This window comes from Massilia orientalis (assembly GCF_030411975.2).
In the GTDB taxonomy this organism is placed as follows: Bacteria; Pseudomonadota; Gammaproteobacteria; order Burkholderiales; family Burkholderiaceae_D; genus Telluria; species Telluria orientalis.
The window spans coordinates 59720-72219 of the sequence record NZ_JASNRB020000015.1 but is presented as its reverse complement, the minus strand read 5'-3'; the positions used below and the strand labels follow the sequence as shown (position 1 = coordinate 72219).

Below are 12500 nucleotides of genomic sequence, written 5' to 3'. Positions count from 1 at the left end.
CATGCCACGCCTGTCTACCTTCGTCGCCGTACTGGCGGCCCTGCTGTCCGGTTGCGGCGGCGCGTCGGCGCCGGCCGGCGGCCCCGTCGAAACGCTGGCGCCGCGCGCGTGGACCGAAACGCTGGAAGCGGACGGCGAGATCCAGGCCGCCGCCAACACGCCGCTGACGGTGCCGGGCAGCGGCTGGTCGAGCCGCGTGCTGGTGGACATGGTCGCGGACGGCAGCACCGTCACGAAAGGCCAGGTCGTGGCCCGCTTCGACGCCCCGCAGGCGCGCGCGGACCTGTCGCAGGCCGACCTCGAACTGCTGCGCAAGGCGCTGGCCGAGGAGGCGAATCGCCAGAATGCGGCCGTCGAGAAAGGCGTGCTGGCCGGCGACCGCGCGAAGCTCGAGGACGACCTGGGCCTCGCGCGCCGCTATGCGGGCGTCGACCTGTCCATCTTCGCCCGCAACACGATCCTCGATGCGCTGGCCGACGTCGGTTTCCTCACCAAGAAGCGCACCTACCTGGACTGGAAAGGCGGCCAGGCGCAGGCCCGCGCCGCCGCGCAGGACGCCGTGCTCCACTCGCAGCGCGACAGCGTGGCGCAGAACGCGGCACAGCAGCGCAGGAGCCTGGACGCGCTGGAACTGGTGGCGCCGCACGACGGCGTGTTCCTGCTGGCGGCGCGCTGGGACGGCGCCAAGCCGCAGGTCGGCGCCAACCAGATGGCGGGCGAGCCGTTCGGCGCCCTGCCCGACCTCGACAAGCTCGTCGCCCACTTCAGCGTGGCCGAGGGCCAGGCCTACGGACTCAAGCCGGGCCTGCCCGTGCGCGTGCGCCTGGCCGGCACGGGATTGGCCCTGGACCTCACGGTGACACGGGTCGGCAGCAGCGCCAGCGTCATCTCGCCCGAGTCGCCCGTCAAGTACAGCGATTTCGACGCCGCCATCGGCACCGACACGGCGCGCAAGCTGGGACTGAAGCCAGGCCAGGCGCTGCACGGCACGGTGCACCTCGTGACGCAGGCGGCGGCGCTGACGGTGCCGAACATCGCGCTCGTGCAGGACGGCGCCGCCTACGCGGTGTACACGGCCGACGCGGGCCGCACCGTGAAGCACAAGGTCGAACTGGGCCGGCGCGGCCCGGTGCGCAGCGAAATCAGGAGCGGTCTCGCGACCGGCGCGCAAATCGTTCTCCTTCCGCCGAAAGCCGACAAGTCATGAACCGTGCACTCCTGCTCGAAGCCGTCGCCGAACTGAAGCGCCGCAAACTGCGCACCGGCCTCACCCTGCTCGGCATGATCTTCGGCGTGGGCGCCATCGTCGCCATGCTGGCCGTGGGCGAAGGCAGCAAACGCGAGGCGCTGCGCCTCGTCGCGGAACTGGGTCTGAACAACGTCATCGTCGAGAGCAAGGGCAACACCGACGAACAGCTGAAGGACATCCGCACCCGCTCGCCGGGCCTGTCCGCGGCCGATGCCGCGGCGGCGCTGTCCGTCGTGCCCGGCGCACGGTCGGTGGCGCTGAAAAAGGAGATCAAGGTCGACCAGCTGATCGTCGCCGACCGCGTCGTGAGCGGGCGCGCGTTCGCCGTGTCGCCGGCGTATGCGGACCATGGCGGCCTGCAGCTCAAGGTCGGACGCTGGCTGCAGCCATCCGACGGCGCGACGCTGGCCCCGGTCTGCGTGCTGGGCGCGCGCCTCGCGCACACGCTGTTCGGCGCGGCTCCAGCCGTCGGCCAGCGCGTCAAGGTCAACCACGTGTGGCTGCAGGTGGTGGGCGTGCTGGCCGACCGCACGCCCAGCAAGGCGGAGTTCGAAGGCGTCAAGCTGGGCCTGGACGACGAGCGCCTGTTCGTGCCGTGGGAAACGGCCCGCGCGCGCTTCGGCTTCCGCCGCATCGAGGACGAGGTGGACGGCATCAGCGTGCGCCTGGACGGCCAGGTCGCGCCGGACGACGCGGCGCGCGTGCTGCAGGCGGTCATCCAGCAGCGCCATGGCGGCGTCGACGACACGAACCTCATCGTGCCCATGGGCCTGTACCGCCAGAACCAGCAGACGCAGCGCATCTTCACGATCGTCATGAGTTCGATCGCGGCCGTGTCGCTGCTCGTGGGCGGCATCGGCATCATGAACATCATGCTGGCCAACGTGCTGGAGCGCCGGCGCGAAGTGGGCCTGAAGCGCGCACTGGGCGCGCGCCGCCGCGACGTGGTGGAACAATTCCTGGCCGAGGCGCTCGTGATCGCCGTCAGCGGCGCCGTGCTCGGCCTCGTGCTGGGCGCCGTGGCCGCGTACAGCATCGCCGCGCTGGCCGGATGGTCGGTGGCGTGGTCGCCGGTGAGCCTGCTGCTCGCCGTGCTGGCGTGCGTGGCGGTCGGGCTCGGGTTCGGCGTCTACCCCGCGCGCCAGGCGGCGGCGCTCGACCCGATCGCCGCGCTGCGCAGCGACGGCTGACGGTCAATCCATGTGAAACACGGGCTCCATCATCGCCCAGTGCTCGCCTTCGGCCCGGCTGGCCAGCGGCGCCTGGCACGGGCTGCAGAAGGTCCACCAGCGCTGCGTTTCCGGATCGGCCGCGATATGCGCCATGTCGGCGTCGAAATCGGTGCCGTGGTATTCCCAATAGCCGAACAACAGGTTTTCCGGCTCGCGCAGGAAGATCGTGTAGTTGCGCACGTTGGCCTCGAGGAGGCGGGCCAGCACCTGCGGCCACACGGCGGCGTGCAGCGCTTTGTATTCGGCGATCTTTTCCGGATTGACGCCGATGACCATTCCCATTCTTTGCATGTAGAGCTCCTCAATCGATACGATAGAAACGCAGGGCATTCAGCCCGAACACGGCAAGCCGGTCGGCACCGGACAGTCCCTCCAGCAGGGACGCGCAGGCGGCGAGCCAGCGCGCATAATCGGCGGCCAGGTTCAGCACCGGCCAGTCGCTGCCCCAGATCAGGCGGCGCGGCCCGAAGCACGCGAGCAGGTGGTCGACGTGCGGCCGCAGGCGGTCGACGTCCCAGTCCGCGCCCGCTTCGGTGACGAGCCCGGACAGCTTGCAGCTCACCTGCGGCAGCGCGGCCAGGCGTGCGATGTCGGTGCGCCACGGCTCCAGCACGCCCGCGGCGATCAACGGCTTGGCGCCGTGGTCGATCACGATGGGCAGGTCGGGATGCCGCTGCGCGAACGCGAGCAGCGCGGGCAGATGGCGCGGCAGGACCAGCGCGTCGAAACTCAGGCCATGGCGCAGCATGGCGTCGACGGCGGGCGCCAGCGCGGGATCGGCGATCCAGTCGTCGTCGGCGAGATCCTGCAGCATGGGCCGCAAGCCCTTGAGCAGCGGGTCGGCCGCGAGGGCGGCGATGCGCGCCGGCGCGTCGGGCGCCTTCAGGTCCACCCAGCCGACCACGCCGCCGATGAACGGGTGAGCATGGGCCAGGCCGAGCATGAAGCGCGTGTCGTCCTCGTTGGGCATCGACTGCACGAGCACCGTCCGCGCGACGCCGTGCCGCGCGAGCGTCGGCGCCAGGTCGGCCGGGAAGAAATCGCGGTAGATGGCGGCCAGGCCAGGTGGCGGCCACGCGCCGTCGCGGTCGGCCAGCCGCCAGAAGTGTTGATGGGCGTCGACAAGCATCATGCTCCCTCCCGCGCCCGCGGGAGCGTCAGCCCGGGTGCGCCTTCATTTCTCTGACTCGGATCGATTGCAGCAAGGTGCTGCGTGCGGAACTCAGGTGGACACGCATCGCCTCGCGCGCGCCCGCGACGTCGCGCCGCGCCAGCGCCCGCAGGATGTCCAGGTGCTCGTGCACCGCGTACTCGTTGCGCACCATTTCCTGCGACTTGTCCCACTGGTAGTGGTAGTGGAACACGAGCGACACGAGATCGAAGAAGCCCTGCGCGAAGCGGTTGTCCAGTTGCCCCATCAGGAACGCGTGGAAATCGCGGTCGAGCGCAGGAAAATCCTTGTGGTGCGTCGGCATGACGGAGCCCAGCCGCTCGTGCCGCGCGATCAGTTGCTGCAGTTCCGCGAAGGCCGGCGAATCCGGCGGCAGCGCGGCGAAGCGGTCGATCGCGGCGAACTCGAACATCTGGCGCACATCCGCCAGCTCCATCGCGAACGAGCGGTCGAACGCGCACAGGCGCCAGCCGCCGCGCGGCTTCTTTTCGATCAGGCCCGAGTGCGAGAAGCCGATCAGGAATTCGCGCACGCTGATCGTGCTCGTGCCGGCCGCGCGCGCCAGTTCCGTTTCCGAGAACTCGGCGCCGGGCGGCAGGTCGCTGTGATAGATGCGCTCCATCAGCACTTCGCGGATGCGGTCCGCGCCCGTGCGCAGCTCGTCCAGGTCGAAGTAGTCCGTGCGGACGGGCTTGCGCAGCAGCCGGCGTTCCTTCAGGTCGCTGATCAGGCCGCACTCGTGGAAGTGCGCCAGCGCGCTGCGGATCGCCGTGCGGCTGCCCTCGCCCAGTTCGGCCATGTGCTGCTCGGTCGGCAGCGCTTCGCCGACCCCCACGTGGTCGGCGATGTATTGCAGCAGCAGGTTCGCGCTGCGCTTGAAGATGGTTGGAGGTCGGGCCATGAAGTCCGGAGTCGAGAAGGCCGGGTGGACAATCCCCCATTCTACCGGAACTCGCCGCCGCGCTGGGAAGCGACATCGTTCAAACCTCGACGATGGCCTTGATCACGCCGCTGGCCGGATCCATCCAGCGCGGCAGCGTGTCGATGAACTCGTCCAGCGTGGCGCGGTGCGTGTTCATCGCGCGCGTCGGCACCAGGCCCGCCTTCATCGCCGCGAGCACCTCGCGGAAATCGTCCACGGTCGCGTTGCGGCTGCCGAGCAGGGTCGTCTCGCGCTTGTGGAATTCCGGATCGGCGAACGAGATCCGTTCCGGCACGATCGACACGAGCACGTACGTGCCGCCATGCGCGACGAAGTCCAGGCCCCGCTCCATCGCCTTGATGTTGCCGGTGGCGTCGAACACGGCGTCGAAGAAGTCGCCGCCCGTGATGGCGCGCAGCGCCTCGACGTCGCCCTCGCCCGCCGTCACCGTGTGCGCGACCTTCAATACGTCGCGGCAGAAGCCGAGGCGGTCGTCGCGCGCGTCCAGCACCGTCACCTGCGCGCCGTTCAGCGCCGCGAACAGCGCGACGGCCACGCCGATCGGCCCCGCCCCGACGACGAGCACGCGCTGGCCCGCCGCGACGGCGCCGCGGCGTACCGCGTGCAAGCCGATGGCAAGGAATTCCACCATCGCGGCATCGTCGAGCGAAATGCCGTCCGTCTTGAGGACGAACTGCGCCGGGACGGCAAGATATTCGGCCAACCCGCCGTCGCGGTGCACGCCCAGCACCTGGATGCGCGTGCAGCAGTTCGTCTTGCCCTTGCGGCAGGCGACGCAGTCGCCGCACGACAGGTACGGCATCACGAGCACCTCGTCGCCCGGCGCAAGGCCGGAGTCTCCGGGCGCCGTCACCACTTCGCCGGACAGTTCATGTCCCATCACGCGCGGATACGCGAGGAACGGCTGCGTGCCGCGGAAGATGTGCATGTCCGTGCCGCACACGCCGATGCGGCGTACGCGCAGCAGCACCTCGCCCGGACCGGCCTCCGGCACCGGCTTGAAACCCAGCTGCAGGTCGCCGGGGGATTCGCATACCACGCACTTCATCTGACTCATGTCGTTGCCTTTCGTTTTGTATTCTATAAATTTAAAACATTTATAGTCGTAAAGCAATCGAAAACCACCATTCGCGCGTATGAAATTGAATAGCCGGCGCGGCCGCGCCGGCGCAGAAGGTCAGGCCAGGCAGTCAGGCCCGATGTCGCGCACGGATTGCACGCCCGTCAGGACCATGCTGGTGCGGATGTCTTTTTCGAGGATGGCGAGCAGGTTGCGCACGCCGGCCGCGCCGCCCGTCGCGAGCGCGTAGATGAAGGCGCGTCCGATCAGGACGCCGTCCGCGCCCAGCGCCAGCAGGCGGACGACGTCCAGGCCCGTGCGCACGCCGGAGTCGGCGAAGATCGTCAGGTCGCCCTTCACTGCCGCCGCGATGGACGGCAGCGCCTTCGCCGTGGACAGCGCACCGTCCAGCTGGCGCCCGCCGTGGTTCGAGACGACGATCCCGTCCGCGCCGAACGCCTTCGCGTCGCGCGCATCGCCGGCGTCGAGGATGCCCTTGATGACCATGGGGCCCTGCCATTCGTCGCGGATCCACTGCAGGTCGCTCCAGCTGATGCCCGGATCGAAGTTGGCGGCCAGCCAGCCGATATAGTCGGCGAGGCCCGTCGCGTGGCCGCGGTACGCGGAGATGTTGCCCAGGTCGTGCGGCCGGCCGAACAGCCCGACGTCGAACGCCCAGCGCGGATGCAGCATCGCCTGCAGCACGCGGCGCAGCGGGCCGTGGCGGCCGCTCATGCCGGAATGCGCGTCGCGGTAGCGCGCGCCCGGCACCGGCATGTCGACGGTGAACACGAGCGTGTCGATGTTCAGCTCGCGCGCGCGGCGCAGGTAGTCGCGCATGAAGCCGCGGTCCTTCAGGACGTACAGCTGGCACCACAGCGGCTGCGACGATTGCGCCGCCACCTCGGCCAGCGGGCACACCGAGACGGTGGACTGGATGAACGGGATATTGCGTTCCGCCGCCACGCGGGCCGCCTGCACCTCGCCGCGGCGCGCATACATGCCGGCGAGCCCGATCGGGGCCAGCGCCAGCGGCAGGCCGCGCTTCACGCCGAACCACTCGGTCGACAGGTCCAGCGTTTCCGATCCCTTCAGCACGCGCTGGCGCAGGCTCACGGCCTGCAGATCGTCCACGTTGTGACGCAACGTCGACTCGGTGCCGGAGCCGCCGTCGAGGTAATGGAACAGGAACGGCGGCAAGCGGCGGCGCGCCGCCTCGCGATAGTCGGTGGCGGAAGAAATGATCATCGGACGGCTTTACGTGTTCAGGGTGATGAAGCCGCCGTCGATCGGATAATCGGTTCCCGTGATGAAGGCAGCTTCGTTGCTGCACAAGTATAGCGCGAGCGCGGCCACTTCGTCCGGCCTGCCCATGCGGCCGATGGGTTGCGTCTTCGACAGCTGCTCGAACATCTCCGCTTCCCGGCCCGGATAATTCCGTGCGAGGAAGCCGTCCACGAACGGCGTGTGCACGCGGCCCGGCGAGATCGAATTGCAGCGGATGCCATCCTGCAGGTAGTCTTTCGCGACCGACAGGGTCATCGCCATCACGGCGCCCTTCGCCGTGGAATACGCGAAGCGCTCCTTGATGCCGACCGAGCCCGCCACCGACGCCATATTGACGATGACGCCGCCGCCGTTCGCGCGCAGTTGCGGGATTGCGGCGTGCAGGCAGTTGTAGACGCCCTTCACGTTCACGCTCATGACGCGGTCGAAGTCTTCTTCGCTCGTCGTGTCGGCCTTGCCGATGTGGGCGATGCCGGCGTTGTTGACGAGGATGTCGAACGGGCCGATCGCGGCCATCAGCGCTTCCACGTCGGCCTGGCGCGACACGTCGCAGGCGTGCGAGGTGACGCGGCCGGCCTCCTCGCGGATTTCGCGCACCACCTGCAGGCAGGCGGCGTCGCTCAGGTCGACCACGTGGACATGCGCCCCCTGGCGCGCGAACAGATGGGCGATCGCCTTGCCGATGCCGCTGCCGCCGCCCGTGATGACGGCCCTCTTGTCGTTCAATTCAAACACGTTTCGTGACTCCCATGGAAGATGGCGTGACGCGGGCTTCGCGGCTGGCCTGCCGCAGCGAGGCGCGCGCGAACCAGGCGATGACGACGAAGCACAGCAGCGGCACCGCATAGCCGTACTGCACGTTGTGCGTCACGTCGCTGACGAAGCCGAACAGCAGCGGCAGCAGCGCGCCGCCCACGATGGCCATGATGATCAGGCCGCTGCCCATGTCGGCGTGGTGGCCGGCACCCTGCAGGCCCAGCGAGAAAATGGTGGGGAACATGATCGACATGAAGAACGCGATGCCGATCACGGCTGCGAGGCTGGCGACGCCGGTCGCGACCATCGCCACCGCCGCGAGCACCGTGCACGCCAGCGCGTACATCCACAGCAGCCGCGCCGGCGCCACGACGCGCATCAGGCCCGTGCCGACGAAGCGGCCGACCATGAACGCCATGCCGCAGCCCCACCCGAGGTAGTCCGCCGCCGTCACGGGCGACACGCCCGCCGACCGCGTGGCGTACAGGATGAAGAAGCTGAACACGCACACCTGCGCGCCCACGTAGAAGAACTGGGCGATCGCGCCGCGGCGGATCGACGGCACGGCCAGCGCCTCGCCGAGCGAGCTCTTGGCCGGCGCATTGTCCGACCGGCCGCCGACTTCCGGCAGCTTCAGGAACCAGAACACGACGGCGATGGCGAGGATGACGAGCCCCAGCATCATGTACGGCCCCTTCACGCTGGCCGCTTCCGCCGCCAGTGCCGCCTGGCGCGCCGCTTCCGGCATCGCGGCGAGCTGCGCGTCGTCGGCGCCATGCACGAGGATCAGGCGCGCGCCGATGATCGGCGCCAGCGTGGCGGCGAGACCGTTGAACGACTGCGCGAGGTTGATGCGCTGGGCCGCGCGGTCCGGCCGGCCCAGCAGGGTCACGTACGGATTGGCGGCCGTCTCCAGGATCGTCAGGCCGCACGCGATGGTGAACAGCGCGGCCAGGAACACGATGTATTGCTGCGTGTTCGCGGCCGGGATGAACATCAGCGAACCCGTGGCGAACAGCAGCAGGCCGCAGATGATCGCCGCCTTGTAGCCCGCGCGGCGGATCAGGAGGCCCGCCGGCAGCGCCATCACGAAATAGGCGATGAATACGGCCGAATCCACCAGCGCCGACTCCAGCACGGTCAGGCTGAACGACCGCCGCAGGTGCGGGATCAGGATCGGGTCGAGATTATGGACGAACCCCCACATGAAAAACAGTGTGGTGATCATCACGAGGGAAAACCGGTACTGCCGCGTCGAGGGGTCCGTCATGTCTGCAATGTCTCCGCTTAGTCTCCGCATTGGCGCTTGGTGCGCCTTGTATTCACAAACGATCAGTCGTCGATCAGCGCCTCGTTCCACGCGTGGACGGTCTGCTCCTGCTCGCCCAGGCCTTCGATGCCGAGCCGCATGCGGTCGCCCGGTTCCAGGTAGACCGGATCCGGCTTCTGGCCGAGGCCCACGCCCGGCGGGGTGCCGGTGCTGATCACGTCGCCCGGCTGCAGCGTCATGAAACGGCTGATGTAGCTCACCAGGTGCGCGACCGTGAACACCATCGTGCGGGTATTGCCCGTCTGGTAGCGCTTGCCGTTCACTTCCAGCCACATGTCCAGGTTCTGCGGATCGGGCACTTCGTCGGTCGTCACGAGCCACGGGCCGACGGGGCCGAACGTGTCGCAGCCCTTGCCCTTGTCCCACTGGCCGCCCCGCTCCAGCTGGTATTCGCGTTCGGACAGGTCGTTCACGACGCAGTAGCCGGCCACGTAGTCGAGGGCGTTCGCTTCGTCGACGTAGCGCGCGCGCTTGCCGATGACGACACCGAGTTCCACTTCCCAGTCGCTCTTGACGGAACCGCGCGGCAGCACGACGGGGTCGTTGCAGCCGATGATCGAACTGGTCGCCTTCGTGAACAGCACGGGTTCCGCCGGCACGGCCATGCCCGATTCGGCCGCGTGGTCCGAATAGTTCAGGCCCACGCAAATCAGCTTGCCGATGTCGGCGACGACGGGCGCGTAGCGGACCGGCTGTTCCACGACGGGCAGGCGGCTCGGATCGACGTCGGACAGGCGGGCGATCGCGCCGGCGGCCAGCTGGGCCGAGGTCAGGTCGGGCAGCACGCCGGACAGGTCGCGGATCACGCCGTCGGCGTCCATCAGGCCAGGTTTCTCGGCGCCCTTCGGGCCGAATCGCAGCAGTTTCATGGTATTCCTTTGTTACGGTGATATGGAAAGATCAAGCCGCCGGGACGGGCGCGGCCGGGTCCAGCAGGCCGGCATCCTTCAGCGCGGTCCACAGGCCGGCCGGCAGCGGCTGGGAAAACCAGTGCGCGTTGCGGCGCAGCTGGTCGATGTTCTGGGCGCCGGGGATACATGACACGACGGCCGGATGGGCCATCGGGAATTGCAGCGCGGCGGACGGCAGCGGCACGTCGAAGTCGCGGCAGACGGCGGCGATGGCGCGCACCCCCTCCACGACGGCCGCCGGGGCGTCCTCGTAGTTGAATTTGTTCGTGCCCGCCAGGATGCCGGAGTTGAACGGCCCGCCGATCACGACGCGCGTCCCCTCCCGCGCGCAGCGGTCCATCAGCGGCGCGAGCGACGCCTGTTCCAGCAGGGTGTAGCGCCCGGCCAGCAGCACGCAGTCGAGCGCGCACACGTCCATGGCGTCGGCGATCACTTCCCACTCGTTGACGCCGAGGCCGAAGCCCTTGATCGCGCCCTCGTCGCGCAGCTGCGCCAGCGCGCGGAAGCCCCCGCCCTCGGTCAGCTGCTTCCAGTAGTGCGCATGGCGTTCGCCGTGGGTGACGCGGCCGATGTCGTGCACGTACAATATGTCGACGCGGTCCAGGCCGAGGCGCTGCAGGCTGTCATCGTGCGAGCGCATGATGCCGTCGTGCGTGTAGTCGTAGTGCGGCCGGAACGGCAGCGGCGCCGCCCACCCGCATTCTCCCGGCTGCACGTCCGGATCGGGCCACATCAGGCGGCCGACCTTGGTGCTGATCACGTACTCGCCGCGCGGCCGCGATCGCAGCGCCGCGCCCAGGCGGTGTTCGGACAGGGTAAATCCGTAGTACGGCGCCGTGTCGAAATAGCGGATGCCCAGGTCCCAGGCGGCGTCGACGAGCGCGTACGCGTCCGCTTCCGCCATCGGGTCGAACAGCCCGCCGAGTTGCGCGCAGCCTAAACCCAGTCGCGTGACGTTCATCTCAGGCTGCCTCATATCAAGCTGCCTTCAAGGGCAGGCAGCGCGGCCCGATCGGCTCGAACTGCTTGTACGTGAGGATGAATTCCTGGTGGCCCAGGTCTTCCGATTTCGTGCACTCGCCGTTCGCCACGCGGGCGACGAGGTCGACGATTTCGTCGCCGACTTCCTCGATGCTCGCATGACCCGTGAGGATGCAGCCCGCGTTGACGTCCATGTCGTCCGCCAGCCGTTCATACGTCGCCGGGTTCGCGCACACCTTGATGACGGGAGAAATGGCCGAGCCGACCACGGACCCGCGGCCCGTCGTAAACAGCGTGACGTGCGCGCCGCACGCGATCAGTTCCACGATCTCGGCGTTGTCCGAGATGTTTGGGAAACCGAAGCGCGGCTCGCCGTCCGGCACCACGTCCAGCAGGTACAGCCCGCCGGTGGGCGGCTGGTCGCCCGGCTTGATGATCCCGCTGATCGGCGACGCGCCGCTTTTCGCGTATGCGCCCAGCGACTTTTCTTCCAGCGTCGTCAGCCCGCCGTCCGCGTTGCCCGGCGCGAAACTGCCGTGGCCCATGATCGTGTAGTAGCGCGACGCCTTCTCGACCGTCCTGACGATCTCGTCGCCCAGTTCCGGCGTGACGGCGCGGCGCTTCATGTGGAATTCGCAGCCGACCAGTTCACCGGTCTCCTCGAACACGCAGGCGCTGCCCGCGGCGATCAACCGGTCGAACGCCGCGCCGACGGCCGGATTGGCCGTGATGCCGCTGGTGCTGTCGGAACCGCCGCAGATCGTCGCCACGACCAGTTCGTCGAGGCGCATCGGCACGCGCTCCTGGCGCGCCAGGTCCTCGACGGCCCATTGCACCCATTCGACGCCGCTTTTCACGCCCGAGCGCGTGCCGCCGACGTCCTGGATCGTGACCGTGTGGACGGGCCGGCCGCTGTCGGCGACGGCTTGCGCGACACCGTTCTTGTCGAAGCTCTCGCAGCCGAGCGACACGAGCAGCGCGGCACCCACGTTCGGGTGCGTCAGCACGCGGCGCATGATCGTGTCGGCGTATTCGTTCGGGTAGCAGCCGGGGAAGCCGATCAGGTGCACGGGCTGGCCGGGAAACGCATTCACGATCAGCCGCGCGACGTGGTGCGCGCATTCCACGAGATAGGCGACGACGACGACGTTGCGGATGCCCTTGCGCCCGTCCGCGCGCGGATAACCGGCCAGGGCGGTCAGGGTGATGTCGGTGGAGGTGGTCATGGTGCTTTGCTTCCGATGAAATGATGGCCGTCCTGGTCGAGCGTGAAGGTCGGGATGTAGTCGCTTTCCAGGTTGTGGGTGTGGATGTGCGCGCCGATGGCGACGGGCACCGTGGCCGTGCCGATGATGGCGCCGTAGCGCAGCACCTTGTCGCCCGGGGCCAGGTCGCGCCGCGCGACCTTGTGGCCGAGGCGGACATCGCCCGGGAGCGCGATCTCGCGGCCGTCGATGACGACCGTGGCGCCGGCCTTGAGGTCGACGCGCGCGATGAGGCAGTTATCCTCGCGCGACATGAGCAGCAGGCTGCCCGCCTGCGCTGGGGTGGTGCTGGACATGACGATCCTTTGCGGCTGG

General features: G+C 68.8%; 13 protein-coding genes. 2 read left to right on the top strand and 11 right to left on the bottom strand.

Annotated elements, in window-relative coordinates:
• Position 1: 1 nt before the first annotated feature.
• Positions 2–1207: an efflux RND transporter periplasmic adaptor subunit gene (locus QPK29_RS22740; RefSeq protein ID WP_371771208.1), complete on the top strand. Its 1206-nt coding sequence runs from the start codon at positions 2–4 to the stop codon at positions 1205–1207.
• On the top strand, positions 1204–2439 hold the full coding sequence (locus QPK29_RS22735) for an ABC transporter permease (protein WP_371771207.1): 1236 nt from the start codon (positions 1204–1206) through the stop codon (positions 2437–2439). Before QPK29_RS22740 ends, QPK29_RS22735 begins: the two co-directional genes overlap by 4 nt.
• A 3-nt stretch (positions 2440–2442) precedes the next feature.
• Here the strand turns inward: QPK29_RS22735 and QPK29_RS22730 are convergent, their stop codons facing one another.
• The 11 genes from QPK29_RS22730 to QPK29_RS22680 all read right to left on the bottom strand — a co-directional run bounded on the left by QPK29_RS22730 (position 2443) and on the right by QPK29_RS22680 (position 12481).
• Positions 2443–2772: an L-rhamnose mutarotase gene (locus QPK29_RS22730; protein ID WP_056125752.1), complete on the bottom strand. Its 330-nt coding sequence runs from the start codon at positions 2770–2772 to the stop codon at positions 2443–2445.
• Between the two features lie 10 nt (positions 2773–2782).
• Positions 2783–3613, bottom strand: coding sequence for an amidohydrolase family protein (locus tag QPK29_RS22725; protein WP_371771206.1), 831 nt, complete (start codon positions 3611–3613; stop codon positions 2783–2785).
• Positions 3614–3638: 25 nt separating this feature from the next.
• A complete protein-coding gene (locus QPK29_RS22720; protein WP_056125751.1) occupies positions 3639–4553 on the bottom strand; it encodes a GntR family transcriptional regulator in 915 nt (304 codons plus the stop codon).
• Positions 4554–4632: 79 nt separating this feature from the next.
• The gene (locus QPK29_RS22715) at positions 4633–5643 is read right to left on the bottom strand and encodes a zinc-binding alcohol dehydrogenase family protein (RefSeq protein WP_371771271.1); all 1011 of its coding nucleotides are present in this window, start codon (positions 5641–5643) and stop codon (positions 4633–4635) included.
• 129 nt (positions 5644–5772) lie between these two features.
• Positions 5773–6903 (bottom strand): FMN-dependent L-lactate dehydrogenase LldD, encoded by a 1131-nt coding sequence (lldD, locus tag QPK29_RS22710; protein WP_056125748.1) that lies wholly within the window; start codon positions 6901–6903, stop codon positions 5773–5775.
• Positions 6904–6912: 9 nt separating this feature from the next.
• Positions 6913–7677: an SDR family NAD(P)-dependent oxidoreductase gene (locus QPK29_RS22705; RefSeq protein WP_056125746.1), complete on the bottom strand. Its 765-nt coding sequence runs from the start codon at positions 7675–7677 to the stop codon at positions 6913–6915.
• The gene (fucP, locus tag QPK29_RS22700; protein ID WP_371771205.1) at positions 7670–8968 is read right to left on the bottom strand and encodes an L-fucose:H+ symporter permease; all 1299 of its coding nucleotides are present in this window, start codon (positions 8966–8968) and stop codon (positions 7670–7672) included. Before fucP ends, QPK29_RS22705 begins: the two co-directional genes overlap by 8 nt.
• Before the next feature lie 62 nt (positions 8969–9030).
• The gene (locus QPK29_RS22695) at positions 9031–9897 is read right to left on the bottom strand and encodes a fumarylacetoacetate hydrolase family protein (RefSeq protein ID WP_371771204.1); all 867 of its coding nucleotides are present in this window, start codon (positions 9895–9897) and stop codon (positions 9031–9033) included.
• 31 nt (positions 9898–9928) lie between these two features.
• Entirely contained in the window at positions 9929–10900 is a 972-nt protein-coding gene (locus tag QPK29_RS22690) for an aldo/keto reductase (protein WP_371771203.1), read from the bottom strand.
• Positions 10901–10916: 16 nt separating this feature from the next.
• Positions 10917–12146, bottom strand: coding sequence for a UxaA family hydrolase (locus tag QPK29_RS22685; RefSeq protein ID WP_371771202.1), 1230 nt, complete (start codon positions 12144–12146; stop codon positions 10917–10919).
• Positions 12143–12481 carry a UxaA family hydrolase gene (locus tag QPK29_RS22680; RefSeq protein WP_056125736.1) on the bottom strand — a complete coding sequence of 113 codons (339 nt, stop codon included), beginning with the start codon at positions 12479–12481 and terminating at the stop codon, positions 12143–12145. The genes QPK29_RS22685 and QPK29_RS22680 overlap by 4 nt, the downstream gene beginning before the upstream one ends.
• Positions 12482–12500: the final 19 nt, after the last annotated feature.

Bases quoted from the DNA above. Each gene is read 5' to 3' on its own strand.
- QPK29_RS22740 (WP_371771208.1), top strand. From the start codon at position 2: ATGCCACGCCTGTCTACCTTCGTCGCCGTACTGGCGGCCCTGCTGTCC.
- QPK29_RS22735 (WP_371771207.1), top strand. From the start codon at position 1,204: ATGAACCGTGCACTCCTGCTCGAAGCCGTCGCCGAACTGAAGCGCCGC.
- QPK29_RS22730 (WP_056125752.1), bottom strand. From the start codon at position 2,772: ATGCAAAGAATGGGAATGGTCATCGGCGTCAATCCGGAAAAGATCGCC.
- QPK29_RS22725 (WP_371771206.1), bottom strand. From the start codon at position 3,613: ATGATGCTTGTCGACGCCCATCAACACTTCTGGCGGCTGGCCGACCGC.
- QPK29_RS22720 (WP_056125751.1), bottom strand. From the start codon at position 4,553: ATGGCCCGACCTCCAACCATCTTCAAGCGCAGCGCGAACCTGCTGCTG.
- QPK29_RS22715 (WP_371771271.1), bottom strand. From the start codon at position 5,643: ATGAAGTGCGTGGTATGCGAATCCCCCGGCGACCTGCAGCTGGGTTTC.
- lldD (WP_056125748.1), bottom strand. From the start codon at position 6,903: ATGATCATTTCTTCCGCCACCGACTATCGCGAGGCGGCGCGCCGCCGC.
- fucP (WP_371771205.1), bottom strand. From the start codon at position 8,968: ATGACGGACCCCTCGACGCGGCAGTACCGGTTTTCCCTCGTGATGATC.
- QPK29_RS22695 (WP_371771204.1), bottom strand. From the start codon at position 9,897: ATGAAACTGCTGCGATTCGGCCCGAAGGGCGCCGAGAAACCTGGCCTG.
- QPK29_RS22690 (WP_371771203.1), bottom strand. From the start codon at position 10,900: ATGAACGTCACGCGACTGGGTTTAGGCTGCGCGCAACTCGGCGGGCTG.
- QPK29_RS22685 (WP_371771202.1), bottom strand. From the start codon at position 12,146: ATGACCACCTCCACCGACATCACCCTGACCGCCCTGGCCGGTTATCCG.
- QPK29_RS22680 (WP_056125736.1), bottom strand. From the start codon at position 12,481: ATGTCCAGCACCACCCCAGCGCAGGCGGGCAGCCTGCTGCTCATGTCG.